This window comes from Sulfurihydrogenibium azorense Az-Fu1 (assembly GCF_000021545.1).
Taxonomy (GTDB): domain Bacteria; phylum Aquificota; class Aquificia; order Aquificales; family Hydrogenothermaceae; genus Sulfurihydrogenibium; species Sulfurihydrogenibium azorense.
On record NC_012438.1, the window covers coordinates 1,564,448 to 1,591,196 of the forward strand.

Annotated in this window: 30 protein-coding genes and 1 CRISPR repeat array; of the genes, 24 read left to right on the forward strand and 6 right to left on the reverse strand. The window is 34.3% G+C overall.

What is annotated here, in order from left to right; translation table 11 throughout:
* The first annotated feature begins 27 nt into the window (after positions 1–27).
* From SULAZ_RS08195 to SULAZ_RS09040, 20 genes are all read left to right on the forward strand, one after another.
* On the forward strand, positions 28–327 hold the full coding sequence (locus SULAZ_RS08195; protein WP_012674811.1) for a c-type cytochrome: 300 nt from the start codon (positions 28–30) through the stop codon (positions 325–327).
* A gap of 19 nt (positions 328–346) precedes the next feature.
* On the forward strand, positions 347–1,651 hold the full coding sequence (locus SULAZ_RS08200; RefSeq protein WP_012674223.1) for an FCSD flavin-binding domain-containing protein: 1,305 nt from the start codon (positions 347–349) through the stop codon (positions 1,649–1,651).
* A gap of 109 nt (positions 1,652–1,760) precedes the next feature.
* Complete coding sequence (locus SULAZ_RS08205; protein ID WP_012674296.1) at positions 1,761–2,477, forward strand: Rieske 2Fe-2S domain-containing protein; 717 nt, start codon at positions 1,761–1,763, stop codon at positions 2,475–2,477.
* Positions 2,452–3,720, forward strand: a complete 1,269-nt coding sequence (locus tag SULAZ_RS08210; protein WP_012673810.1) for an NAD(P)/FAD-dependent oxidoreductase — start codon at positions 2,452–2,454, stop codon at positions 3,718–3,720. Before SULAZ_RS08205 ends, SULAZ_RS08210 begins: the two co-directional genes overlap by 26 nt.
* 133 nt (positions 3,721–3,853) lie before the next feature.
* Entirely contained in the window at positions 3,854–4,381 is a 528-nt protein-coding gene (gene soxX, locus SULAZ_RS08215) for a sulfur oxidation c-type cytochrome SoxX (RefSeq protein ID WP_012675084.1), read from the forward strand.
* Between the two features lie 4 nt (positions 4,382–4,385).
* Positions 4,386–4,823, forward strand: a complete 438-nt coding sequence (locus tag SULAZ_RS08220; RefSeq protein WP_012673994.1) for a thioredoxin family protein — start codon at positions 4,386–4,388, stop codon at positions 4,821–4,823.
* Between the two features lie 10 nt (positions 4,824–4,833).
* Positions 4,834–5,304 (forward strand): thiosulfate oxidation carrier protein SoxY, encoded by a 471-nt coding sequence (gene soxY, locus SULAZ_RS08225; RefSeq protein WP_012674775.1) that lies wholly within the window; start codon positions 4,834–4,836, stop codon positions 5,302–5,304.
* A 22-nt stretch (positions 5,305–5,326) separates the two neighbouring features.
* Entirely contained in the window at positions 5,327–5,656 is a 330-nt protein-coding gene (soxZ, locus tag SULAZ_RS08230; RefSeq protein ID WP_012674003.1) for a thiosulfate oxidation carrier complex protein SoxZ, read from the forward strand.
* 62 nt (positions 5,657–5,718) lie between these two features.
* Entirely contained in the window at positions 5,719–6,525 is an 807-nt protein-coding gene (gene soxA / locus SULAZ_RS08235) for a sulfur oxidation c-type cytochrome SoxA (protein WP_012674513.1), read from the forward strand.
* 17 nt (positions 6,526–6,542) lie between these two features.
* On the forward strand, positions 6,543–8,276 hold the full coding sequence (gene soxB, locus SULAZ_RS08240) for a thiosulfohydrolase SoxB (RefSeq protein ID WP_012673823.1): 1,734 nt from the start codon (positions 6,543–6,545) through the stop codon (positions 8,274–8,276).
* Positions 8,273–8,902 carry a DUF302 domain-containing protein gene (locus SULAZ_RS08245; protein ID WP_041675904.1) on the forward strand — a complete coding sequence of 210 codons (630 nt, stop codon included), beginning with the start codon at positions 8,273–8,275 and terminating at the stop codon, positions 8,900–8,902. The genes soxB and SULAZ_RS08245 overlap by 4 nt, the downstream gene beginning before the upstream one ends.
* A 25-nt stretch (positions 8,903–8,927) precedes the next feature.
* Entirely contained in the window at positions 8,928–10,208 is a 1,281-nt protein-coding gene (locus tag SULAZ_RS08250; RefSeq protein WP_012673597.1) for a porin, read from the forward strand.
* Positions 10,209–10,263: 55 nt separating this feature from the next.
* On the forward strand, positions 10,264–10,767 hold the full coding sequence (locus SULAZ_RS08255) for a DsrE family protein (protein WP_012674386.1): 504 nt from the start codon (positions 10,264–10,266) through the stop codon (positions 10,765–10,767).
* 13 nt (positions 10,768–10,780) lie between these two features.
* The gene (locus tag SULAZ_RS08260; protein WP_012675130.1) at positions 10,781–11,701 is read left to right on the forward strand and encodes an MBL fold metallo-hydrolase; all 921 of its coding nucleotides are present in this window, start codon (positions 10,781–10,783) and stop codon (positions 11,699–11,701) included.
* A gap of 13 nt (positions 11,702–11,714) precedes the next feature.
* On the forward strand, positions 11,715–12,176 hold the full coding sequence (locus tag SULAZ_RS08265) for a DsrE family protein (RefSeq protein WP_012674164.1): 462 nt from the start codon (positions 11,715–11,717) through the stop codon (positions 12,174–12,176).
* 44 nt (positions 12,177–12,220) lie between these two features.
* Positions 12,221–12,763: a DUF302 domain-containing protein gene (locus tag SULAZ_RS08270; RefSeq protein WP_012674898.1), complete on the forward strand. Its 543-nt coding sequence runs from the start codon at positions 12,221–12,223 to the stop codon at positions 12,761–12,763.
* A gap of 54 nt (positions 12,764–12,817) precedes the next feature.
* Entirely contained in the window at positions 12,818–13,342 is a 525-nt protein-coding gene (locus SULAZ_RS08275; RefSeq protein ID WP_012673922.1) for a KdsC family phosphatase, read from the forward strand.
* Complete coding sequence (locus SULAZ_RS08280; protein WP_012674689.1) at positions 13,339–13,893, forward strand: class I SAM-dependent methyltransferase; 555 nt, start codon at positions 13,339–13,341, stop codon at positions 13,891–13,893. Before SULAZ_RS08275 ends, SULAZ_RS08280 begins: the two co-directional genes overlap by 4 nt.
* A gap of 62 nt (positions 13,894–13,955) precedes the next feature.
* Positions 13,956–15,212, forward strand: coding sequence for an MATE family efflux transporter (locus SULAZ_RS08285; RefSeq protein ID WP_266105189.1), 1,257 nt, complete (start codon positions 13,956–13,958; stop codon positions 15,210–15,212).
* On the forward strand, positions 15,200–15,352 hold the full coding sequence (locus SULAZ_RS09040) for a hypothetical protein (RefSeq protein WP_012674453.1): 153 nt from the start codon (positions 15,200–15,202) through the stop codon (positions 15,350–15,352). Before SULAZ_RS08285 ends, SULAZ_RS09040 begins: the two co-directional genes overlap by 13 nt.
* Before the next feature lie 254 nt (positions 15,353–15,606).
* Positions 15,607–16,314: direct repeats of the CRISPR family, unit length 31 nt; unit sequence GTTTTTCTCCCGACTATGAGGGAATTGAAAC.
* A gap of 105 nt (positions 16,315–16,419) precedes the next feature.
* On the opposite strand, the gene SULAZ_RS08290 is transcribed toward SULAZ_RS09040, so the two are convergent.
* From SULAZ_RS08290 to groES, 4 genes are all read right to left on the reverse strand, one after another.
* Positions 16,420–18,135, reverse strand: coding sequence for a ComEC/Rec2 family competence protein (locus tag SULAZ_RS08290; RefSeq protein WP_012674477.1), 1,716 nt, complete (start codon positions 18,133–18,135; stop codon positions 16,420–16,422).
* Entirely contained in the window at positions 18,132–18,740 is a 609-nt protein-coding gene (locus tag SULAZ_RS08295) for a VTT domain-containing protein (RefSeq protein ID WP_012673834.1), read from the reverse strand. The genes SULAZ_RS08290 and SULAZ_RS08295 overlap by 4 nt, the downstream gene beginning before the upstream one ends.
* Before the next feature lie 82 nt (positions 18,741–18,822).
* Entirely contained in the window at positions 18,823–20,454 is a 1,632-nt protein-coding gene (gene groL / locus SULAZ_RS08300) for a chaperonin GroEL (RefSeq protein ID WP_012674420.1), read from the reverse strand.
* A 19-nt stretch (positions 20,455–20,473) separates the two neighbouring features.
* Entirely contained in the window at positions 20,474–20,770 is a 297-nt protein-coding gene (gene groES / locus SULAZ_RS08305; RefSeq protein WP_012674054.1) for a co-chaperone GroES, read from the reverse strand.
* 200 nt (positions 20,771–20,970) lie between these two features.
* On the opposite strand from groES, the gene SULAZ_RS08310 reads away from it, so the two are divergent.
* Positions 20,971–21,225, forward strand: a complete 255-nt coding sequence (locus tag SULAZ_RS08310; RefSeq protein WP_012674615.1) for a bacteriohemerythrin — start codon at positions 20,971–20,973, stop codon at positions 21,223–21,225.
* A gap of 30 nt (positions 21,226–21,255) precedes the next feature.
* Here SULAZ_RS08310 and mnmL read toward each other — a convergent pair whose 3' ends face one another.
* Positions 21,256–22,176 (reverse strand): tRNA modification radical SAM protein MnmL/YtqA, encoded by a 921-nt coding sequence (mnmL, locus tag SULAZ_RS08315; RefSeq protein ID WP_012675014.1) that lies wholly within the window; start codon positions 22,174–22,176, stop codon positions 21,256–21,258.
* A 74-nt stretch (positions 22,177–22,250) separates the two neighbouring features.
* On the opposite strand from mnmL, the gene serA reads away from it, so the two are divergent.
* Genes serA through SULAZ_RS08330 form a run of 3 tightly spaced genes read left to right on the forward strand, consistent with a single transcriptional unit; the run spans position 22,251 to position 25,182 of the window.
* Complete coding sequence (serA, locus tag SULAZ_RS08320; protein WP_012674243.1) at positions 22,251–23,840, forward strand: phosphoglycerate dehydrogenase; 1,590 nt, start codon at positions 22,251–22,253, stop codon at positions 23,838–23,840.
* A gap of 14 nt (positions 23,841–23,854) precedes the next feature.
* The gene (locus tag SULAZ_RS08325) at positions 23,855–24,961 is read left to right on the forward strand and encodes an inositol-3-phosphate synthase (protein WP_012673524.1); all 1,107 of its coding nucleotides are present in this window, start codon (positions 23,855–23,857) and stop codon (positions 24,959–24,961) included.
* 2 nt (positions 24,962–24,963) lie between these two features.
* The gene (locus tag SULAZ_RS08330) at positions 24,964–25,182 is read left to right on the forward strand and encodes a DUF167 domain-containing protein (RefSeq protein WP_012674492.1); all 219 of its coding nucleotides are present in this window, start codon (positions 24,964–24,966) and stop codon (positions 25,180–25,182) included.
* Between the two features lie 444 nt (positions 25,183–25,626).
* On the opposite strand, the gene SULAZ_RS08335 is transcribed toward SULAZ_RS08330, so the two are convergent.
* Positions 25,627–26,610, reverse strand: a complete 984-nt coding sequence (locus tag SULAZ_RS08335) for an IS481 family transposase (RefSeq protein ID WP_012673450.1) — start codon at positions 26,608–26,610, stop codon at positions 25,627–25,629.
* Positions 26,611–26,749 lie beyond the last annotated feature (139 nt).

The window sequence follows — 26,749 nt, forward strand, 5'->3', positions numbered from 1 at the left end:
AAATACATAGTAAAGGAGGTATTTAGTATGAAAAGATTTATTTTAGCGGGTTTAACAGCAGGAATCTTAGGAATGTGGATTCCTTCCCATGCAGTAGAGAGTGCAAAAGTTATAGCAGCTACATGTTTTGGTTGTCATGGTCCAAACGGCAAAACAGTAAATAAAAATGGTTACTCTATAGTAGGTAAACCAGCAGCAGTTATTGAAAAAACATTACTACAGTATAAAGAAGACAAACTAAAAGGAACTATAATGAATAGATTAGCAAAGGGATACACAGATGAAGAGATTAAAAAAGTGGCAGAGTATTTAGCAACTTTAAAGTAAACATAAAAGGAGGAGTAAGATGATAAACAGAAGAGATTTACTAAAACTAACAGGTTTAGCAGGAGTTTCAACATTACTTGGTGGTAAAGCTTTTGCAATGTCTTCTAAAGTTGATGAATCTGCAGTAAAAGGTAAAGCTCATGTTGTAGTAATAGGTGGGGGATTTGGTGGTGCTACTGCTGCAAAATACATAAAAGTTTTTGACAAAGATATATCTGTTACGTTAGTTGAACCAAGTACAAAGTACTACACATGTCCATTTAGTAATACCGTTATAGGTGGATTTAAAAAGTTAGAAGATATAGAAGTAGATTTTTCTAAACTTAAGGATTTGTACGGTGTAAATATAGTCCATCAAACTGTAGTAGAAATAGATGCTGCAGGTAAAACGGTAACTTTAGATAATGGTAAAAAGTTAAAGTATGACAAGTTAGTTGTATCTCCGGGAATTAGCTTTAACTACTCTGCTGTAGAAGGTGCAAAACCTGAAATGGCAGAAACATTACCTCACGCATGGAAAGCAGGACCTCAGACAGTACTACTTAGAAAACAACTTGAGGCTATGCCAGACGGTGGAACATTTGTTATGGTAATACCCCCAAACCCTTACAGATGTCCACCCGGTCCATACGAAAGAGCTTCTTTAGTTGCTTGGTACCTTAAAAACAACAAACCAAAATCTAAAGTTTTACTACTTGACGCTAAAAACGAGTTTGCAAAACAAAAACTGTTTATGGAAGGTTGGCAGGCACTTTACGGAAATATGGTTGAGTGGGTACAGGCAGATTTAGGTGGTAAAGTAGTAAAAGTAGACCCTAAAGAAAAGATTGTTTACACTTCTTCCGGAGAAAAGATAAAAGGAGACGTTATTAACTTTATACCTCATCAGAAAGCTGGAGAGTTAGTATTAAAGTTTGGTCTTGCAGATGATAAAGGCTGGGCTCAAATAAATCCAAAAACATTTGAGTCAAAAAATGTAAAAGATATCTATGTAATAGGAGACTCAGCTGCTACAATTATGCCTAAATCTGGTTTCTCTGCAAACAGTCATGGAAAAGCTGCAGCAGCTGCAATAGTGGCATCTATAAACGGTAAAAATCCAGAAGACATAACTATAGTCAACATTTGCTACAGTCTCGTATCACCTGACTATGGAATATCTGTAGCAGCTGTTTACAACGTCAACGAAAAAGGAATAACAGCAGTTCAAGGTGCAGGTGGAGTATCTCCTGCAGGAATGGACGAAAAATTCAGAAAGAAAGAAGCAATTTACGCTCAGGTTTGGTATGACAACATCGTCGCAGACACTTGGGGAAAAGTGTAATTTAAGATTGTCTTGTAGAAAAGAAATTATAACAAATATACGAAAGAGGGGCTTTAAAGCCCCTTTTTTTATTTTATAATAGTTTAGAGTAAAAAGTAGGAGGTAAGTGATGAATAGAAGAGATCTTATAAAAACTTGCTCTCTCATGGCAGTTGGAAGTATGTTCTCAAAAGGTTTTTTTGACTCTATTTTAGCTTCAGAAAAAGAAACCTATAAAGCTTACCAAAAAGCACTTTTAGTGAAAGAAGATTTAACTCCATTTACAGTAAAAGATATAAGTCCAAATACCGCTCTCTTATTCTACTACCCTTACAGGTCAACTCCTTGTTATATTATAAACACTGGTGAAGAGGTTAAACCTACAAAAGTAAAACTTTCAAACGGTAAAGAGTATGAGTTCAAAGGAGGCATAGGACAGAAAAAAAGTATCGTGGCTTACAGCGCAATATGTCCCCACCAATGGAGTTATCCAAGCAAAGACTTTTCATTAATAAATTACTACCCTTCTAACGAAAAATCACAAACTACAGGAAAAAGCGGTGTAATCCAGTGTTGTGCTCATATATCCGTATTTGATCCAAAAAGTGGAGGGCAAGTATTAGAAGGTCCAGCTGAAGTACCTCTTGCATGTATAGAACTTATAGAAGAAGAAGGAAAAATATACGCTACTGGTGTCTTAGGTATAAATCAGTTTGAAGAGTTTTTTGATATGTATAAATCTGATCTTATAGATCAGTATGGTGGTTTAGAAAAAGCAAAAGAACAGTTAGATAAAACCGTCGTTATGGAGGTAGGGAAGTATGTTAAAGAACAAATTAAATGTTAACAGAAGACAGTTTTTAGCCGGTAGTGTTGCACTGGCAGCAACTAACCTTATACCTGATGTGTCCCTTGCAAAGGAAGAAGCCGCTAAATCTACAAAATCGGCAAAAGTAGTTATAGTAGGTGGAGGATACGGTGGAGTATCTACAGCAAGACAGCTAAGAAAACTACTACCTGACATATCTATCACACTAATAGACAAAAACCCTTTCTTTGTATCCTGTCCTATGAGTAATCTTTACTTGGGAGACTTTTACGAGTTTGGCAACTTGTGTTTTCCATACGAACCTTTAAAGGCTAAATATAACATAGACTTTATAAACACTAAAGTAATGGATATAGACTTAGACAAAAAGGTAGTTATAACTCCTTACGATAGGATATCTTACGATTTCTTAGTTTTATCTCCCGGAATATCCTACGATATAGACAAATCTCAAAAAGATTTCTTTATAAAGTATCCACCTGCATTTAAACCCGGTGGAGAACATCTTTACTTAAAAAGATTGTTAGAAGGCTTTGATGGTGGTGATATCGTTATTACAGTCCCATCTTACCCTTACAGATGTCCTCCAGCTCCTTACGAAAGAGCTGCACTAATACTAAACTACATAACAAAAAGAAAACTCAAAGCCCATCTCTACTTTATAGATGCAAACGAAAGACCTGTCATTAACTCAGAAGGGTTTATGAAAGCTTACTACGAACTTTACCAAGGATACGCAGATTACATTACAGGAACAACGGTTAAGGAGATAGATACTGTAAACAATGTTGTAAAAACAACGAACGGAGACTTTAAGTTTAAGCTGGCCAACATAATCCCTCCTATGAAAGCATCAAAACTCTTAGAAAAAATAGGACTTTTAGAAAACAATCAAAGATGGGTAGAAGTTGAAACATTTACATTTGAGACGAAAGTTCCAAACGTTTTCGTTATAGGAGACTCTGCAAGAACATTCTTACCAAAGTCTGGTTTTGGTGCAAATATGCAAGGTAAGATAGTAGCAAACATCATAACGGAAAGAATAACAGGTAAAAAATTAAAACAAGAAGAGCTTTTAATGGTACTTTGCTACTCTATGGTTAGTGATAAAGAAGCTATAATGTCAGAGACAAGCTTCAAGATAAACAGAGAAAAAAATATAATTACACCTATTCACAGAGAAGACAATACTAGAAGAGAGTCCACAGTTAAAAGATATCACGAATGGGCAAAAGGACTATGGAGAGAGATGTTTGGTTAAACTGTTCCATTTGGGACAGTTTCTGTCCTTTTATGGACATGTTAAGAGATTTTAACAATTGTAAATACATGTTTACAATTTGGCATGGAAGTTGCATAAGTACAATACAAAATACTTATGCAGGAGGATTAAGTTGAAACTAAAAAAAGTAATACTAACAACGGTAGCTACGATAACTGGAATTTCTGCTTTAGCCTTTGCTTTGACTCTTCAAGATGCTGGTATAGAAAATCCAGAAGCAAAAAGTATTATGCTAAAAGATGTGCCTCCTGAACCAAGGTTATACGCTATAGACTCTTCTTGTAACTTGTCAGATAAAGAAAGTATTAAAAAGTTAGCTGAAAAAGGTAAGAAAGTATTTATGGAAGTAAGTAAAGGGAACTGTGTCGCCTGCCACTGTGCCCCTGAAGCAAAAGGTTGTGGAAACATAGGACCAGACCTTACAGGCTATAAAAATGGACTGTTTAAAGCTCCAGATTACAGAGGAGAGCCAAAGACAGTTGACTGGCTTCATCAAAAGATAGCAGACGGAAGAATTTTAATCCCAAAAGAACTTCAAAGTGTACCATACTACAACATAATGACAGTTCAACTTACAACAGGACAGTTAACAGCCGAAGAAGTATGTCAGTTAACTGCTTACATTTTAAGTTTGGAGTGATAAGTTGAAAAAGGTTATACTTGCTTTACTTGTGTTAATAGGTTTTTCAAATGCCCAGATAAACTGGGTTCCTTACAACCAAGCCTTTGAGAAGGCAAAGAAGGAAAATAAAATAGTATTTATCTACATCTACTCTCCTTCCTGCCATTATTGTGATATTATGGATTTTAATGTATTTGAAAGCAAAAGAGTCGAAGAACTGCTTAACAAACATTTTATACCTGTAAAGCTTAGAAAGTGTAGCAACGAAGGAATAGAAGTAAGAAAGAAGTATGGCTTTGTAGGAACTCCAATGTTTTACTTTTTAAATCCAGATGGAAGTAAGATAAAAACAATTTTTGGTGCATGGGAAGAGAAAGACTTTGTTAAAATACTTAACTACTTCGCATCTGGAAGTTATAAAGAGATGACAATGGATGAATATTTTATGAAACAAAAATAGGAGGTATTTTATGAACAGAAGAGAGTTTTTAAAAACAACATCGTTAGCAGCTGTATCAACAGCTTTACTAGGAAGTGGTGTCTTTACAGACGTAAAAGCTGCGGAGTTAGTGGACAACCCTCCACCTAAGAAGCCTTTTGATGAGGCTCTAAAAGAGATAACAGGTGGAAAAGCTGTATCAGACTCAGACAAAGTTAAACTCGTAGCTCCTGAGATTGCAGAAAACGGAGCAGTTGTACCTGTTACTGTAGAAGTAGAACTACCTATAGAACAAGTAAAAGCCATACACATTCTCGCAGACAAAAACCACAATGCAAGAACTATGAGTGTTTACTTTACACCTGCAAACGGTAAAGCTTACATATCTACCAGAATAAGACTGGCAGAAACTATGAACGTAGTTGCAGTAGCTCAACTTGCAGATGGTAGCTTTATAAAAACACAAAAACCGGTTAAAGTCACAATCGGTGGATGTGGATAATAAAAAAAAGGAGGATTAAACAATGGCAAGACAAGCTTTAGTAAAGATAAACCCAAAAGAGTATAAAAAGGGAGATTTGATTAGAATAGACTCTGTAATAATGCATCCTATGGACACTGGACTGGTAAAAGATAAAGAATCTGGGAAGTACATTGCAGCACATTACATCACAAGTGTAGAAGTTTACTATGGGGATGAGAAGATAACATGGATGGAAGTATCCGCATCAGTAAGTGCAAACCCATTTATCTCATTCTATGTAAAAGCTACAAAATCAGCTCCTTTAAAAATCGTTTGGAAAGACAACAAAGGTGAAGTAACAGAAAAAGTAATAGATATAAAAGTAGATTAATCTCTTTTGAGGGCTTAAAAGCCCTCTTTTCTCAAATCTTCTAAAAAGGAGGAATACCAGCTATGAAATTAAAGGGAAAAGTCTTGCTTTTTGGACTTGCAGTAGCATTAACAACTTACGGCGTAAATAAATCAATATCTCAAGAAGCAGGACAGGCAATATCAGAAGAAGACTTGGCACTTTATAAATCAGGTATAAACCCGGGAGAGGTTTTTGCCCAAGAAGTAGGTGGAGCACTGTTTAACAAACCTATGGGAACTTCCAACAAATCTTGTGCTTCTTGCCACAGTGAAGAAAAGTTAAAAAAGGCTGTAGGAACTTATCCTAAGTACGAACCAAAGTTAAACACAGTAATATCCCTACAACAGAGAATACAGATGTGTCAAAAATTAAACCAAGGGGTAGATAAACCTTTTCCTCTAAACAGTCAAGAAAACACAGCTTTATTAACATATCTTAAATACATAGCTTCCGGCGAAAAAATAAACGTAGATACATCATCTAACCCTGTAGTAAAAGAATACTACGAGTATGGTAAATACGTATTTGATCTTAAAAGAGGAAAAAGAAACCTATCTTGCCAAACCTGTCATGAGTTTGCAGCTGGTATGGTACTAAGAATGCAAAGATTAACTCCTTTAGGAGCTGAATACAACGGAATAAAGGGAACAAACGCCGCAGCTCACTGGCCAGGTTATAGAATGACTCAAAGTAAGGTAGTTACTATAGAACAAAGATTTCAACAGTGTATGTCTCAAGCCGGTATGAAGATTTTACCTCTTGGATCAAAAGAGATGGTAGCTTTAGAGCTTTATGTTACATCTTTAGCAAACGGTGCAACAATAGAAGCACCGGGATTAGTAAGATGACAGGAGGATAAACAGCAATGAACATCTCAAGAAGAGACCTTTTCCACCTTGCGGCTATATCCGGACTATCATTAACATCAACTGATGTATTTGCAAAGTTAAACGAAGTAAAACCAGAAAGCTTTTTTGAGTTTAAAGGCGTTGGCAACGTTACACTTTTACATATATGTGACCTTCATGCCCATTTAAAACCACTTTACTGGAGAGAACCATCTACTTTAATCTCTGCAAAAGAACTTATAGGAACTCCGGGATTTTTATGTGGAAAGGCTTTTATGCAGTATTACGGAATAAAGCCAAATACTATCAGAGCCTACTTTGACACATACATAGGTTTTGAAGAACTGGCTAAAAAATATGGAAAAATGGGTGGTGTAGCCTACATAAAAGCTCTTGTAAACCGTATAAAAGCAGAAAGGGGAGCTGACAAAGTCTTATTTATGGACTCTGGAGACACTTGGCAAGGAACTGCAGTAGGTCTTTTCACACAAGGAAAAGCTATAGTAGATGCTCAAAACGCCCTTGGTATAGACATAATGGTAGGACACTGGGAGTTTACCTACGGTAAAGACAGAGTTTTAGAGCTTGTAAATAAACATCTAAAGGCAGAGTTTATATCCCAAAACGTAGCAGATGAAATGTGGGGAGACCTTATATTCAAGCCTTACACAATAAGAGAGGTTGGTGGAGTAAAAGTAGCAGTTATAGGAAACTCTTTCCCTTACACGCCTATTGCAAACCCGAAAGAGTTTACAGAAGGCTGGACTTTTGGTATTCAAGCAGAAAGACTACAAAAATTTGTAGATGAAGTTAGAAGTAAAGGAGCTGATGTTGTAGTACTACTATCCCACGATGGATTTACGTTAGACCAAGCTTTAGCTAAGATGGTAAAAGGAATAGATGTTATACTTTCAGGACACACCCACGACCCAGCTCCAAAACCTGTAATAGTTGGCAACACAATAATAGTAATAGCTGGAAGCCACGGTAAATACCTTGGAAGACTTGACTTAGAAGTCAAAAATAAAAAGATAACAAACTTTGCCTTTAAACTCTATCCTGTTGCATCTAACTTTATAAAACCAGACCCTGAAGTTGAAAAATTCGTTGAAGAAGTTTATAAACCATATGAAAGCCAGCTCTCTCAAGTAATAGGTAAAACCCAAACTATACTTTACAAGAGAGACACATTCTACTCAACCTTTGACAGAGTAATAATGGACGCTATAAAAGAAGAGACAGACTGTGAAATAGTGTTTAACCCCGGTTATAGATGGGGAACTACCGTTCTTCCTGGAGGAGATATTACAGTTGATGATGTTTACAGCATGACTGCTATAACCTATCCTGACGTTTACAGATTTGAACTTACAGGTCAGCAGATTAAAAACCTCTTAGAAGATATAGCGGACAACGTGTTTAACTCTAACCCTCTCTATCAGCAAGGGGGAGATATGAGTAGAACTTTAGGCCTTGACTACGAGATTAAAATATCAGCTCCTACAGGCCAAAGAATATCAAATATCAAAGTAAACGGAAAAGACCTTGACCCAAATAGAAGTTATGTAGTTGCATCTTGGGGTGGTAATTTATATAGAGCAGGTAAAAATGCAAAGAAATTCAGACCAGTTTATGATATTACGATTGATTACATCAAAAGAGTTAAAGTCGTAAATCCACCTTTAAAGTCAAACGTAAAAATACTTGACGTTGGTTGTGGATGTCCTACAAGTGAGGGTAAATGTCTATGAAAAAGTTTATTTTAGCTTTAGGTAGTGTGTTTCTTTTTTCCTGTGGAGGAATGATAAAAGATGTATCCTTTGAAACAGGAGACTATTTAGGAACGGGATACGATGAAAAACCTCAAAAAAAGATTACCATTCAAAAAGAAAGTAAAGAAAAACAACAAACAGAGAAAAAATCTTTTCTTTCTGCACTGTCTTCTGCCGTTGTATCAGATAGTGATGACGATGAAGATATGTCAGATATCTACGAAAGGTCAACAAATATGTCCTACCAAGAACTTGATTTACTCCTTAGGACTGAGCTTGAAAACGCAAACTTTAAAATAGTCCACGTTCTAAATATAACAAACGGAGTAGAAGAACAAGGAGTTAAAGACTTTTGGAAACATATGCACATATACTTAGTCTGTAAACTTTCAGAATGCTCCAAAATACTAAAACACAACCCACAACTTGCATCTCAATTCCCCATAAGAGTCTATACCTACGAGAAAGATGGAAGGTTAATTGTAGGGGTTTTTAAACCTTCAATGGCCATAAAGTACATGGGGAACCTTGACGCAGAAGGCATAAAAGCCCTAAAGACGCTAGACAGAGAAATAAAAAAAGTAATAGACAGTGTAACCAAATAAATCACTTTAAAGGAGGTTAGTTATCATGAGAAAAGTAGTTCTCTCAGCAGCTTTAGGATTAGCTGCAACAGCTTTACTATCAAACCCATCTCAAGCAGCTCCTAAGTTTTACTTTGGAGATGGAAAAGAGTTAGAAATCTTCTTCATGAACCAGCTCTGGGGTGTTTACACGATGGACAGAGTTGAAGGAACTACCAAGTACGATAACAGAATGGACTTTTTCCTAAGAAGGTCAAGGGTTGGATTCCAAGGAAAGATAACTGAAGATTTGTCTTGGAGAGTATGGTTTGCCTATGACAACGTTGGTTTAGACCCACACACAGCATTAGCTAAGAATAGTAATATAGGTTTAGTATCACTTAATTCAGGTAACAAAGAATTTTATCTTTGGGATGCATTTTTCACTTATGCACTACACAAAAACTGGGCTAACATTACGGTAGGTTACTTTAGACCACAAGTAGGTAGAGAAAACATTACAGCCGGATTTGAAGTTTCATCTTTTGAAAAAGCACTTACAAACTTTTATCCAAGACAGCACCTAGTTGGTACAGGTCCGGGTCGTGAAACAGGTATAAACATCGGCGGTCTTTACAACGATGAAAAAGCAAAATGGGGTATAAACTATAACTTTGGAGTATTTAACACTGACAAATTCAATAGTGGCTCTGGAGGAGATAACCTACTTTATACAGCAAGAGTTGCTTTATCACTTGGAGACCCAGAGATGAAGAAGTACTCTATGGGATATAAAGTTAACTACTTTGGAAAAAGAAATGGTATAACTTTTGCCGTTAACTACGCTTACCAAGGTAGAGGATGGGATACAAACCAATTCCCTTTAGCTGATACGACTATATGGGCAGGTAAACTTGATGCTAACAACAAACCAAAAATCTCTTTTAAAAACAACCAACTTTTAGGATTTGATATACTGGCAAACTACAAAGACTTTACTTTTAACGTAGAGTATGACGAGTTAAAAAGAAACTTTGACAACTCAGCTTTAAACTACAAAGATAAGGTATGGCATGTTAGAGCAGGATACAACTTTACACTACCAAACAAAACAATACTGGAGCCTGCTATAACATACTCTGAATGGGAAGGGGATAAAGCAAGTTTAAACGGAAATGGTAAATACAAAGTAACAGATATTGGTTTAAACTGGTACATAAAACAAAATAATATTAAACTAAACCTTCACTACGTCAACCAAGATGGAACTAAAAAATCAGCATATACCACAAACGGAACAGATAAAGCGGGAGATTACATAGGTGTTGGATTACAATTAATATTCTAAAGATTTAGCTATCCCTTCCCAAAGGGAAGGGTTTTTTATTTGTAGGAGGTCTACCATGAAAAAAGTTTTTGTGCTTTTTGTAGTTTTACTTTTTTATCTAAAATCTTTTTCTCAAGAAAAACCACAGTTTGACTCTACGCTTCCAGATAAAATAAAAGCTGTTTTTGATTGGACTTTTGAAAACCCTTCAGACAGTGTTATGGCTACAAACTTCATATCTAACTTTATCAAAGCCTACGATGAGTTTAACCCAATGGGAGAGTACAAGTTAGCAGTAGTAAGTCATGGTGCAGAAGTTTTAATATTTGCAAAGAAGAACTACGAAAAGCACAAAGAAGTGATAGATAGACTAAAGTCAATGACCCAAAGCTACGGACTCAAAATATACGTGTGTAGAAACACTTTGAGATTCTTTGGTTTAAAAGAAGAAGATATGCAACCTTTTGTTATAATTGTACCTGCAGGTGTTGTAGAGCTTGCAAAATTACAAGAAGAAGGCTATAAATTAATACCAGCAGTAGTCCACGATTTAAATAAAGTTAAAGAGAATTATAAGTAAAAAAGGAGGCACCATGAAAAAAATTTTCTTTGTTGTTTTACTTCTAATAGTGTCAAACACATTCGCAATGGATTTAAAACAGTTTTACAAAAATATGTATATGGTTCGTGGTGTTGATGCTATGCCATCTGTAGAAAACAGAGGTTTTATGTCAAACGCTTACGCAATCTTAACAAAAGAAGGTTGGATAGTGATAGACAGTCTATCAACACCAGAACTTTCAAAAGAGTTTTATGATGAGCTGATGAAAGTAAAAAAAGCACCTCTAAAATACCTTATCATTACCCACTATCACCCAGACCATTGGTATGGAGCTTCTACATTTAAGCAAGCTGGTGCAACGGTTATAGCTCACAAAAAACTTAACGAATTTTATAATTCACCTGAGGCAAAAATGACTCTGGAAGCTTCCAATCAAAGATTTGGAGGATTATACAAAAACGTAAAACTAATTCCTGCTGATGTTGAAGTGTCAGACAAAAAAGATTTAAAAGTGGGAGAGTATGAGATATCTATTATCTCTATGACTCCAGCCCATACAAATAACGACATAGTAGTTTTTGTAAAAAATGAGAAAGTCCTTTTTGCAGGAGACTTAGTATATATAAACAGAATACCATTTGCAGGAGATAGAGGAGCTTCTTCCAAAAACTGGCTTAAAGTTTTAAACGAGATGAAAAACCTAAACCCTAAGATAATACTTGGTGGACACAACGAACCTATGGACATAAAAGCCATAGACTTTACATACAACTACTTAGAATACACTCGCAGTACAGTTAAAAAACTAAAAGAACAAGGCAAGTCCTTAGATGAGATAAAAGCTTACATAAACCAAAACTCTCCTTATAAAAATTATGTTATGTGTGATGTATTTAACGATGCAAACGTTTATAAAATATACAACGATTTAGATTTAGAAGACTTTGAATAAAGGAGTTGTGGCCATGAAAAAGTTTTTAGCTGTTATCCTTCTTTTTGTAGGTTTTTCCTTTGCACAGGACAATCCAAAAGCAGTTATTAACCTCACCACAGGAGACTTAAACAGATTTAAAATGTACCTTTTAAGTGGTGTAGCAAACTCTGCAGAATATTACAAAAACAACCTTAAAGATTTAAAAGTAGTAGTTATAATACATGGAGACGCTTACAAATTTTTTATAAAAGACCTTCAAAACTCTCCTTACAAAGACGATAAAACATTAATAGAAGCTCAAAAAGAATTACAAGCAAAGTTAGAGTACCTTCATAAAAACTACGGTGTAAGATTTCAAATGTGTGAACAAGGAATGAAAGGGAAAAAAATTGACCCCAAAACCTTATACCCATTCGTAGAACTTATTCATAACGCTTTTATAGGTCTTGTTAACTGGCAAAACGAAGGATACGCTTATATCCCACTACACTAAAATAATTTGATATAATTTTATAAAAAGATATAGGAGGTATATTTATGCTAAGATTTCTTTTAGCACTTTTACTAATTACAACAGTATCCATATCTTACGCAAAAGATAAAAAACAGACTAAACCCCAACAACAATCAACCACTACACAAAGTAAAACTGAAGGCTCAGACTCTGGAAAGGGACTGGTTGTTTACAAAGTTGACGGAGACCCCGGAGACGTTATGATAGCCTTAAAAGGTAATTTAGAAGCTGCTCAAATAATAGTAGTTACAACAACAGACCCAGTAGCTCCCCTTGCAAACAACGTAAAACTCTTTCCTGATTACAAAAAGTTGAAAGTTGACTATATGCAAAACTTTTTAGTTACAAGTATGGCAACCCTTTATAAAATCGTAACCAACGACCCAAACGCTATAGCTTTATCTCCATTTGTCATAACAATATACCAGTATGAAGGAGATGATAAAACATACATAGTCAGAACAAGACCATCTCTACTTTTAGATGGAACAAAGTATCCACAGGCTAAAGAAGCTGTTGAAGAGTTAGAAAAAAGAATAGATAACGCTATCAAATCTCTTATGTAAATCTCCAAAAGGTGGCTTTTAGGCCACCTTCACAATCATGTTATAATATTTCCCATGTTAGAAGAGAAAGCTAAGAAAGTAAAATGGTTTGTTTTTGATGTAGATGGTATTCTAACAGATGGTAAAATCATCTACGATAGTGAAGGTAGAGAGATTAAAAACTTCTGTGTAAAAGACGGAATAGGTATACACATGCTCCATCTATCAGGTATAAAAACAGCCATAATAACAGGAAGAAACTCCGAAGTTGTAAACAAAAGAGCCATTGAGCTTGGTATAAGTGAAGTTTTCCAAAACTCTTCAAATAAACTTCAGCATTATAAATACCTAAAAGAAAAATACTCCCTACAAGATGAAGAGATTTTATACATGGGAGATGATATAGTTGATATTCCGGTTTTAAAAAGAGTAGGTTTTCCTGCAACAGTCCCTTCAGCGCCAGAAGAAGTTAAAAAACTTTGTATATACATAACACAGCAAGAAGGTGGAAACGGAGCTGTAAGAGAAGTAATAGACCTTGTTTTAAAAATACAAGGCAAATACGAAAACATAATAAAAAAGTACTGTGATTTAGAATGAACGATAAAGATAGAGAAAGATGGAACAAAAAGTACCTTGAAGGTTTCTTACCAAAAGAAGAACCTTCTACAATACTAAAAGATTTTATTCATTTAGCAAACAAAGGAAAAGCCCTTGATATAGCAGCTGGACTTGGAAGAAATGCTTTATTTTTAGCTCAAAATGGTTTTACGGTTGACGCAGTAGATATATCCGATGTTGCAATAGAAAAACTTAAAAATCTTCATCCCAACATAAACCCTATCCATGCAGACTTAAAAGAGTACAGACCCCCCGAAAACACTTACGACTTGATTGTAAATGTAAACTTTTTAGAAAGATCTTTGTTTCCTTACATAAAAGAAGCTCTAAAAGAAGGTGGAGTTTTAATTTTTGAGACTTTTTTGGAAGGTTCTCCAAGTAAAACTACTAAAGACTTTTTACTTAGAAAAAACGAGCTTTTACACTCATTTTTATCCTTACATGTTGTATTTTACCAAGAAAAGCAAGTTATAACTTGTAATCAGGAAACTGCATACAAGGCTTATTTAGTTGCGATTAAAAAATGCTGAGTGAAACCAATAAAAAGATACTCTCTTTAGCTGTCCCAGCTGCTTTTAGTAATCTTTTTGATATGATTCAAGTTATTGTAGATATGATTATGCTTGGTAGAGTCTCTCCAGTTGCAATTGCAGCTGCCGGCATATCTATGCAGTTTTTAGGGCTTTTATACGCATTTATGGCTTCTTTTTCCGTAGGTAATTCTGCAGTTGTATCAAGGTTTGTAGGTGCCAAAGAGCTTGATGAAGCAAGTAAAACAACTTTTACATCTTCTGTTATAGCTTTTTTAATATCCATACCTTTTACCATCTTTGGAGTCTTTTTTTCTAAGTATGTTTTTATATTTATGGGTTCTTCTGAAGAAGTGGTAAAAGCAGGAGAAACTTACTTATCTATCATATCTTTAACTTTTCCAGTTATATTTATAGAGTTTGCTCTATACTCATCTTTAAACGCATCAGGAGACACAAAAACTCCTTTAAAAATCGTTGTTGTTGCAAACGTTATAAACACAGTTTTAGCTTATACTTTAATATTTGGTAAATTTGGTTTTCCAGCACTTGGAATAAAAGGAGCTGCAATAGCCACAGCTATAAGTTATTATATTAGCTTTGTGTTATACCTTTATGTATTTTTGACTAAAAAGTCTATAGTGTCCTTTTATCCCCTGTTTGTAAAAGATTACGCTAAAAGAGTTTTAGGCATAGGTATTCCTGCAGGAGTTGAAAGGGTTATAACTTACTTTTCTTTTTTACTGTTTGTTAAGATGATTGCAGAGTATGGCACTTACACATTGGCAGGTTATCAGGTAGGACTTAGGATAGAAGGACTTGCATTTATGCCCGGGTTTGGTTTTACTATAGCAGCTATGACTTTAGTAGGTCAAAGTATAGGAGCAAAAAATTACGAAGAAGCCCAAAAGTTAGGCTGGCAAACTGCAAAGATAGCATCAGTTTTTATGGGTTTTATGGGTGTTTTGATGTTTTTATTTCCACAGTATTTTGCTATGATATTTACAAACGACGAAAAAGTAATTCAGGAAGCTATTTTATACTTAAAAGTTGTAGGACTTACACAGGTTCCCCTTGCAATAGGTTTTGTTTTAAGTGGAGCATTAAGAGGAGCCGGCTCAACTAAACTAACACTTCTAATAAACACAGCTTCTTTATGGTTTTTTAGAATAATACCTGCTTATGTGCTTTCTAAGATGTTTGGAAATGTGTTGTATATTTACTATGCGATGTTTGTAGAGACGTTTTTAAAAGCTGGGATACTATATTACATGTTTAAAAAAGGATACTGGAAGAGGCAAGTAAAATGGAAAACTTAGACTTAGTTAAGCTGGTGATTGTTTTGATAGTTTCTTTTGTGATTATGAAGATGGTAGGATTTGCAATTAGGATGATAGTAAAAATTCTCGTGCTTATAGGTATTGCTTACTTTATTTTTCAATACTTTGTTAGTAAATAGAGTAAAAATCGAGTTGCCGTCGTCGTCCTATCGAAAATGGTAGTTTTTAAGTCTCAATTAGAATGGGTTAATTGAGACTGATTAAGTTAAATAATTGAAAAATAATCACTGTCGATCTCCAGTGATTTTTGCAGGATCAAAGGTCGACAGGAAAAAATATATTCCGGTTGCATTTTTTAGAAAAGTGTATTATAATATCTAACAGTTGATAATAAACGATTTGAACCTTGACAACCGAATAAGGTAAAAGAAGGGTTTTTCTCCCGACTATGAGGGAATTGAAACACCTTTTCCGATGATGTTTGAATGAGTGTACCAGTGTGTTTTTCTCCCGACTATGAGGGAATTGAAACCTCTTCTTTGGACTAAAACTTTACCAACCATGTTGCGTTTTTCTCCCGACTATGAGGGAATTGAAACTCAACTTGTACTAAACCTGGTGATACATAGACCACCAGGTTTTTCTCCCGACTATGAGGGAATTGAAACTATAGACTCTCGTAAAAATTGAATATTTTCATTTCAGTTTTTCTCCCGACTATGAGGGAATTGAAACATAGCTTTGCAAGCATTTTGTCATGATTTGCTTGAATGTTTTTCTCCCGACTATGAGGGAATTGAAACTAACATGATTGAAGCTATAGTTGATGTTGATGTTGGTTTTTCTCCCGACTATGAGGGAATTGAAACTACTCTTCAAAGTTTTATGAAAGCATGACTATACTTGGTTTTTCTCCCGACTATGAGGGAATTGAAACTCTCGAAACTCGAGATAAAACTTATCACTACCGCCCGTTTTTCTCCCGACTATGAGGGAATTGAAACCTAATTGGATATACACATTATCTCTTTCAGTGAATATCGTTTTTCTCCCGACTATGAGGGAATTGAAACTTAATTAACTGAAAGTATACATCATCTTTTTCCTTGAGTTTTTCTCCCGACTATGAGGGAATTGAAACTATAAAATCATGCCGACTTTTACATAAGCTAATTTTGTCAAGTCTTTAGCCTGTCTATGAAGAGTTTAGAGATGTTGGTTTAAGCTATAATTGATTTATCGTTGTTTAATCCAAGAAAATAACTCTATCATCATTTTTCAAGAAATACTCCCTACCATTTATCACTAAATACGGCTCTACCCACTTTTTAAATCTAACATCATCTACATTTACCTGATAAGTGTAGGTTATAATCCTATCAAAATTTAAAACAAAATCATCTGAAAACTTTTCAGTATTTTCCGTTAAAAGATAACTTACCCTACAACCTTCCTTCCTCAAAAGGTTTAAAGCCATCCTATACTCAAAATCCGTAAAAAGATAACACTTTCCTTCCCTTGCTACAAACACAACAGGATAAACCTTAGTCTTGATAGTATAAATCTTAGGCCTTAAATCACTTTTACTCAAAAACAGAAAAACAACAAAAGCAAAACAACTAACCAAAACCTTTTCAACAGGTCTAATCTTCAATAAAAAAACAGTTAAAATTACAACAAAATACAGCCCAACAACCCACAAAGACGGACTAAATCCGGTGTAGTAAAAACCCAAACTTGAGAAAAACTTAACTACCTCAATAAAAATCATTCCAAAAAAGTCCATAAACTTAACCAAAAAATCAACATTAAACCCAGTAAAAATATTAAAAACCGAAAGAGTTAAAAGAGGATACAAAGGCAAAGAAGCTATAGGAGTTGCTATTATACCCGTTGGAGAAAAGTTATAAAAGTAGTACAAAACTATAGGAGCTGTAAATAATGTTGCAAATAAAGACACACCTAATAATTTAACAAAATTATTGTAATCCTTAAAAACCTCAATACCAAGTATTATTCCAAGCACAGCCATAAAAGAAAGTTGAAAAGACATAGAAAATAAAGAGTCTGGACTTATAAGTAGAAAAACAAAAGCAGTAAAAAACAAGATGTTTAAAGAATTACTTTTTAAGTAAAAAAATTTAGAGAATATAAAAAACAAAGCCATAAAAACAGACCTTACAACAGGAATACCAAAACCGGTAAAAACTGCATAAAAAGGAAGAATAAAAGCTATAACACTGTACCTAACCCTCTCATTTAAGAAAAACAAAATAAAGTTTAAAGAGAAAAACAGTATAGCAATGTGAGACCCAGATATTGCTATTAGATGAGCAAGACCTGTTTCTAAAAAAGGTTTATAGATACTATAATCAATATACCTTCTCTCACCAAATATCAAAGCAGTTCCAGTAGCAAAAGTCTCATTGTTTAGTCTGTGAAGTCCGTAATTTTTAATGAGATTATCTTTTAGCTTAAAAAATGAGTATAGAGGATTATCAGAGTTATCTACTATAACAAAATTTTTTATAGTGCTGACTTTTACTTCTCCATCTTCAACCTTTCCTTTACCAAAAAAAGCCAATCTTGTAAAAAAGTATATATCTTCTTCCTTTGAATAAACTTTTATACTCTTTCCTTTCAACTGCTGGTAATCAGAAGATATAACTTTACAATCAAAAGATTTAGAAGTTTTATATTCATTTGGGAATGATACAACTCTACACTCAAAAAAAGAAGGATTTTTTATCTCAAAACTATCTATCTTCTCTTTATAACTTACAGAAAAAGCCAGCAGAAAAACACCAACATTTAAAACTATATACCTTAGATAACCCTTAAAAACAACAGACAATAAAAAGACTAAAACAGGAACAACTAAAGATACACTTAAGTTAAGTTTTTGGTTTAAAAGTATCCCTAAAACAAATGTTATAAGTGTAAATAACCACGGGTAAATCACTTTTTAATAGCTTTTATAACCATTGGTAAAAATGATAAGATTATAATAGCATAAATAAAGTGTGTTATGTTTTCCTTAACAAAAGGAATGTTTCCTGTAAAGTAGCCAAGTAGTAAAAATAAAGTTATCCAAGAAAAACCACCTATAAAGTTGTAAAACATAAACTTGTGGGTATCCATTTTTCCTATGCCTGCTACAAACGGAACAAATGTTCTAAATATAGGTAAGAATCTTGATATTATTACAGCTTTTCCACCGTGCTTTTGAAAAAATTCCTCTGTTTGCTGTATATACTCTTTCTTTACTAACTTTCCGTTTCTAAGTATCTTCTCTCCAAAGTAGTAGCCTATAAAAAAATTGACAGTGTTTCCAAGTATAGCAGCTGTCAGTAGTAAAGGGTATAAAATCTTAATATCTAAAAGATTTACGGCAGAGAAAGCTCCTAACACAAACAAAAGAGAGTCCCCGGGTAAAAAAGGAGTTATTACAAATCCGGTTTCAGAAAAGATTATAAAAAAAAGAATTAGATAAACGAGGGTTCCGTAATTCTCTATCAAAATTGCTAAATATTTGTCAATGTGAAGAATAAAGTTTAAAATTTCCATACATAATCCTTTTTACTCTATTTTACCATAAAAATAAAAAAGCCCCCGTAAAGGGGGCTTGTTAAAGTAGGTAAATCCTTTATTAGAAGTCCATATCTCCCATTCCACCTGCGTTAGGGAGTTTTTCTTCTTTTTCTTTTATTTCAGCTACTAAGCACTCAGCTGTTAACATTGTTCCTGCTATAGAAGCTGCGTTTTGGAGAGCTGTTCTTACAACTTTAGTTGGGTCTATTATTCCAGCTTCAACCATGTCTACAAACTCACCAGTAGCAGCGTTGAATCCGTAGTTTACATTTTCAGAGTCTTTTATTTTTTCTACTATTACAGATCCTTCAAATCCAGCGTTGTAAGCAATTTGTTTGATTGGTACCTTACAAGCGTTTCTAACTATCTTGATACCCCAAGCTTTGTCTGGGTTTTCTTCATTTATGTTGCAAAGTGCTCTTGAAGCTCTGTAGAGTGCAACACCACCACCAGGAACTATTCCTTCTTCAACAGCTGCTTTTGTAGCATGTACAGCGTCGTCAACTCTGTCTTTTTTCTCTTTGAGTTCTGCTTCTGTAGCAGCTCCTACTTTGATTATAGCAACTCCACCTGCTAACTTAGCAAGTCTTTCTTGGAGTTTTTCTTTGTCGTACTCAGAAGTTGTAGTTTCTATTTGTTTTTTGATTTGTTCAATTCTTGCTTTTATATCTTCAGGATTTCCTTTTCCACCAATTATTGTAGTGCTATCTTTGTCAACCACAACTTTGTCAGCTTTTCCGAGCATATCAAGGTCTACAGACTCAAGTTTAATTCCAAGGTCTTCTGTTATAGCAGTACCACCTGTTAGTATTGCAATGTCTTGGAGCATTGCTTTTCTTCTTTCTCCAAAGCCCGGAGCTTTAACAGCACATACTTTTAGAACACCTTTTATGTGGTTTACTACTAATGTAGCAAGAGCTTCACCTTCAACATCTTCGGCAATTATTAAGAGTGGTCTGTTTGTTTGAACTACTTTTTCAAGAACTGGTAATAATTCTCTTATGTTGCTTATTTTCTTTTCATAGATTAAGATGTATGGATTTTCTAAAACAGCTTCCATTTTTTCTGGGTTTGTTACAAAGTATGGAGATAGGTATCCTCTATCAAATTGCATACCTTCTGTTACTTCTAAAACAGTCTCTGCAGATTTAGACTCTTCTACGGTTATAACACCATCTTTTCCAACTTTTTCCATAGCATCAGCTATGATTTTTCCGATTTCTGGGTCGTTGTTAGCAGATATTGTAGCAACTTGCTCTATCTCTTTTCTTCCTGATACAGGTTTGGATATTTTCTTTAATTCTTCGATGATTATCTTAACTGCTTCATCTATTCCTCTTTTTACATAAACTGGATTAGCTCCGGAAGCTATTGCCTTTAATCCTTCTTCGTAGATAGCTTGAGTTAAGATTGTTGCTGTAGTTGTACCGTCTCCAGCCACGTCAGCAGTTTTAGATGCAACTTCTTTGACAAGTTGTGCTGCCATGTTTTCGTATGGGTCTGCTAACTCTATTTCCTTAGCAACAGATACACCGTCTTTTGTTACTACAGGAGAACCCCATTTTTTCTCTAAGATTACTTCTCTACCTCTTGGACCAAGTGTTACTTTTACTGCGTTTGCTAATTTATCAACACCAGCTTTTAACTTAGCTCTTGCTTCATCACCGTAAACTAATCTTTTTGCTGCCATCTATACCACCTCCTATTTTTTAGTTTTCAATAATTGCTAAAATATCATCTTCTCTTAAGATGATAAGTTCTTCACCGTCAACTTTAACTTCGTTTCCTGCATACTTGCTAAAGTAAACTTTATCACCAACTTTTACCTTTAATGGCAATATGTTACCATTCTCTAAAACCCTTCCCTCACCTACAGCAATTACTTCTCCAATTTGAGGTTTTTCTTTAGCTGTATCTGGAATAATAATACCAGCAGGTGTCTTTGCAACTTCTTCTTCCACCCTCTTAACAACAACTCTGTCATAAAGAGGTTTTAATTTTGCCATTTTGCTACCTCCTACTTTAAATTTATTTATTCTATTTTTTATTATAATCTCTTTTCTGAGTTTTGTCAAGACCATTGATTTTATTTTTATAATATAATTTATGTATAGTAGACTAAAATTAGTTTAAAACTATAGTAAAATTTAAACGTAAAATTAAGATTATCAAGATAAAAAACCAAATGAAGAAGGAGGATAAAAATATGGAAAAATTAATTACGATGACTGATAACCTTATAACAGGTGTTGAAGAGATGGATAAGGAACATTTGGAACTGATTGAAATAATTAATCATGTAGCATCTTTGATCAAAGAAGGTAAGAAAGAAGAAGTCAAGGAATTTTTTATTAATAAGTTTTCTGCCTATATAGAAACACATTTAAAAGATGAAGAAAAATTTATGGAATCTATAGGATATCCAGAATTGGAGACTCATAAGAAAGTTCACAATATATAGCTAAAATAAATTTTTTCATACAAATCTCCCTTACACAAGGACTTTTAAATTTTTAGTTGCATTTCTCAATTTAAACTCTTCTTCTATTGCTTTTAAAACTTCCATTTTGTACTTTGGAGAGCACCAGTAAGGAGCTATAAGCTCATCTTCTGAAGCTTCTCCTGTTATTCTGTGGACGATTATATCTTTTGGGAGGTGAGATAAAAAGTCTACTGCTAACTTTGCATACTCTTTTAAATCAAGTTCTTTAATCTCACCTTTGTAATATTGTTTTTCCATAGCTGTATGTTTTACTATATGGAGTGGATGTATTTTTATACCATCTATAGGAAGAGCTGCTATTAATTTTGCCGTTTCCATCATATCTTCGTAATCTTCACCGGGAAGTCCAAGTATTACGTGGGCACATATCTTTATACCACTTCTTTTTTTTGTTCTTAAAACTGCGTCTACAAAGTCCGATACACCGTGAGCTCTGTTTATGTTTCTAAGGGTTCTAAAATGGGCTGTCTGTAAACCATACTCCACCCACACTTCTGGCTTTTCAACTGTGTAAGATGCTATTAAATCTAACACTTCTTCCGGTACACAGTCAGGTCTAGTTCCAATAGACATACCTATAACTTCCGGATAACTCATAGCTTGGTCGTAAACTTCTTTCAGTTTTTCAACTGGGGCATAAGTATTTGTAAAAGCTTGAAAGTACGCTAAAAATCCTTTTACGTTTTTAAACTTATTTTTATAAAATTCCATACTTTTTTCTATCTGATCTTTTACGGTTTGTTTTGTCATTGCATAAGGGCTAAAAGATTGGTTATTACAAAATGTACAGCCTCCAGCTGCTTTACTTCCATCTCTGTTTGGACATGTAAAACCTGCGTCTATTGCTATTTTTTGTACCCTTCCACCGTACTTTTCTTTTAAATAATCGTTAAACTTTCTGTAGTACATTCTTTACCTCTTTTTAATTAACTTCCTGATATAATAATATCTCTAAATTATTTTTTCAAGGAGGAAAACTTTAAATGTATAAAGTTTTAGTTACAGATGATATATCTCCTAAAGGATTAGAAATCCTCAACAACGATGAAATGATAGACCTTGATTACCAACCCGAAATAAAGTTTAACGAACTTTTAGAGATAGTTAAAGACTACGACGCAATAATAACAAGAAGTAGAACACCAGTTACTAAAGAGCTACTAGAAAGAGCTGAAAAATTGAAAGTAGTAGGAAGAGCTGGAGTTGGTGTAGATAATGTAGATTTAGAAGAAGCTTCAAGAAGGGGTATTTTAGTTATAAACACTCCCGGAGCAAATACAATAGGTGCAGCTGAGATTACAATGGCTCACCTTTACGCAGTTTTAAGAAAACTTCACTTAGCCCATAAGTCTATGCTTGAAGGTCAGTGGGATAGAAAAAGATTTATGGGAGAAGAGCTTGACGGCAAAGTAGTAGGTATAATAGGACTTGGAAACGTTGGGTCTCAGGTTGCTATAAGATGTAAAGCAGCCGGAGCAAAAGTTATAGCTTACGACCCATACATACCAAGGGAAAAAGGAGAAAGACTTGGAGTTGAACTTATTGATAATCTCCATGATTTAATAAAGATGTCAGATATAATTACACTTCATTGCCCTTTAACGGAAGAAACAAGAAATATGATAGGTAAAAAAGAGTTTGATTTAATGAAAAAAGGTGTTTACTTTATAAACTGTGCAAGAGGGGGAATAGTTGACGAAGATGCTCTATATGAAGCTGTAAAGGAAGGTAAGATAGCAGGTCTTGGTCTAGACGTTTTCTCAAAAGAGCCACCAGACGATAGGATAAGAAGACTTTTTGAGTTTCCAAACATCAGTCTATCTCCACACATTGGAGCAAACACTTATGAGTCTCAAGATAACGTTGCAATCAAGATAGCTCAGTATGTTATAGCAGCGTTAAAAGGACAGTTTGTAGAGGTTGCTGTAAACGCACCATTTACAATAACAGAAGGATTTGAGAATATAAAAGCTTACCTTGAACTTGCAGAAAAGTTAGGAAGCTTCTTAACCCAGTATGCAGGAGGACACTTTACCGAGATAAACATAGAGGTAAGAGGAACTATCAGAGACCATATAGAGCCTATAGTTGCATTTTTCTTAAAAGGATACTTATCTCCTGTTTTAGACACTCCAGTAAATATAATAAATGCACCATTTATAGCTAAAGAAAGAGGTATAAACATAATAAAATCAACAAGAGAAGCTGGATTAAACTTTAAAGAGTTTATTAAAATAACAGCAAAAGCTCAAGATAAAGAAGTAGTTGTAGGTGGAACAGCATTCTACGATAAACTACCAAGAATTATGCTTGTAGATAACTACTGGATAGACATAGAACCCAGCGGTGTAATTTTAATGTTTGAAAACAAAGACGTTCCGGGAGTAATAGGAAAACTTGGAACAATCCTTGCAAGACATAACATAAACATAGCAGGATTTAGACTTGGAAGACTTGAGAAAGGGAAAATAGCCCTTGGAGCTCTACAACTTGACGATAAGTTAAATGAAGCTGTTTTAGAAGAGATTCACCAAATCCCTGAAATAATAAAAGCAAAACAAGTTATACTATAAAAAGGAGGAAAAAGTTGTCTAAAAAAATAAGAGTTGCTATAGCTGGAGTTGGGAACTGTGCAAGCTCTTTAATTCAAGGTATTTACTACTATAAGGAAAAACAAAATATTGAAGCAAGTGGATTAATGCATGAAGATATTGGGGGTTATAAACCTTGGGATATAGAGATAGTAGCAGCGTGGGATATAGACGCAAGGAAGGTAGGTTTTGATGTAAGTCAGGCTATATTTGCACCTCCAAACTGTACCACAGTTTTTAAAAGAGATATTCCCCATATGGGTGTTAAAGTAAGAATGGGGAAAGTCTTAGATGGATATCCTGAGCACATGAAAAACTACCCACCAGAAAATGCTTTTGTCCTTGCAGATGCAAAAGAAGACAGTTTAGAAACAGTTGTCAAAGTCCTAATAGAATCAAAAGCAGACGTTTTAGTAAACTATGTCCCAGTAGGAGCTGAGAAAGCAGCAAGATTTTACGCTCAAGCATGTTTAGAAGCAGGTGTATCCTTTATAAACTGTATGCCTACTTTTATAGTGTCTGATGACGAATGGGCTAAAAAGTTTGAAGATGCAGGTATTCCAGTAATAGGTGATGATATAAAATCTCAAGTTGGAGCAACTATAACCCATAGAGTATTAACACAGCTTCTACTAGAGAGAGGAGTTAAAATAGACAGGACTTATCAACTTAACGTAGGAGGAAACACAGACTTTTTAAATATGCTTGAAAGAAGTAGGTTAGAAACAAAGAAAAAATCAAAAACACAAGCAGTTACCTCTTTAATACCTTACGGAATAGACCCAAGGAACGTTCATATAGGACCTTCTGATTACGTTCCGTGGCTAAAGGATAAAAAACTTGCATTTATAAGAATAGAAGGAAGATTATTTGGTGATGTTCCTATGAATATAGAACTTAGACTAGAAGTTGAGGACTCTCCCAACAGTGCAGGAGTTGCAATAGATGCAATAAGATGTGCAAAACTTGCCCAAGACAGAGGAATAGGAGGACCTTTATACTCAATCTCAGCTTACACAATGAAACATCCACCAATCCAGTATAAAGACTGGCAAGCAAGACAGATGGTAGAAGAGTTTATAGCAGGTATAAGAGAAAGATAAACTTGAGGATAAAAGTAAAAGTAAAACCCGGCTCAAGTAAAAACGAAGTAAAGAAGATAGAGGAAAATTTTTACGAAGTAAGGTGTACTACAATTCCAGAAAAAGGTAAAGCAAACGACAAAGTAATAGAGTTAATGTCTGAGTATTTGGATGTACCAAAATCAAGGATAAAGATTATAAAAGGACACTCTTCCCGGGAAAAAGAGATAGAGATAGAATAAAGGAGCCGTAAGAAGGCTCCGAAAATATTTTAGAAATTTGTTAAAAACTCCTTTCCAATTTAGATAATTTTAAAACAAGCCAAGATTTTGGTTTTAGAAATAAATGTTTATTTTTTAAATAATTTTTTCCTTTCTTGAATATATCCTTTTTCCTCCATACATTTTTTAATTAAAGATTCTCTTAATTGTTCTATTGCAATCTGTTCAGAATAATCATAATTGTATATTGGTATACAGTTAACGTTGTATTCTGTATAAGCACCATAATTATAGCTTGATCCAGAATAAGAACCATAATTATAACTTGATCCAGAACATTTATATCCAACTATTATTTTTTTTTGGTGGAGGGATTAGTGCATCTGGATAACGACTTTTTGCTAATTCTTTACACTGATTTGTATGAGTTCTATACATCGTGAACACCTTCACCTAAAAATTTTATCATACTCCATAAACAATGTCTGCTGGTCTTTTGTATCCTAAAGAATGATGTGGCCTTATAAAATTGTACTTCCTTACATACTTCCTTAACTTCTTATTCATCTCCTCTAATGTGTAATCTAATCCCTCTATCAACCATAACTCCTCTTCTATTGTCCTTATCAATCTTTCTACAACACCATTAGTCTTTGGACTCCTTGGATAGCTAAAGTAATGCTCCACTCCTATATCCGTTAAATACTTGTTAAACTCCCCTAAAAACTCACTCCCGTTATCTGTTTGTACCCTCTTTATCTCAAATTCAAAATACTCATTTAACTCAATATAAAATTCTTTTGTTTTCTTTGAATTTTTACTTTCATATACCCGTGCAAAACAAAATCTGCTATACTTATCTATAGCTGTGAATTGGTAATATGTTGCACCTGCGATGTTCAGGTGTTTTACGTCTATTTGTACTACATCCCCTGGGGCTTGTGCTTGCAAGCCTCTTTTTGTCCTTTTCTTCTTTATACTCTTTTTTCTTTTGTTTTGTATTTTAATTGATTTTGTTCTCTCTATTAATCCTTCTTCTTTTAATACTTTATACACTGTAGATGGTGATACTTTTATGTTTTTTTCTTCTTGTAGATATGCCGATATTTTTTCTTTGCTCCAAGTTGGGTTTTGTTTCCTGACTTTTATTATTTGTTCTCTGTACTGATTTCTTATAGTTGGTTTTCTTGTGTTTTTTGGTGTTTTAGGTCTATCAAGAAGTCCTTCAAGTCCGTCTTTTTTGTATCTTTCAAACCATTTATAGAAGGTAGTTCTTGATATTCCGAAGTATCTGCAGGTTTTGGATATATTTTTTGTATCTTGGTAGTGCTGTATCCATTTTAGTCTTTTTTTGGCTTCTTTTGTTAAAGGAATGTCTTTAATCTTGTTTGATAGTTTTTTAGGAAAGAGTGTTGTCATATACATAGGGGTTCCTATAATACCTTTCATATAACCTACCTCCTGTTTTTGTTGAAATTATTTTAAAGGGGTAGGTGTTCACTGTGTATTGAAACTTATACAGAGGGGAGGTTAAAGCTTGACATTTCCCAGGTTTGATAGTAAGATGAAACTAAATTTATTTTGAGGA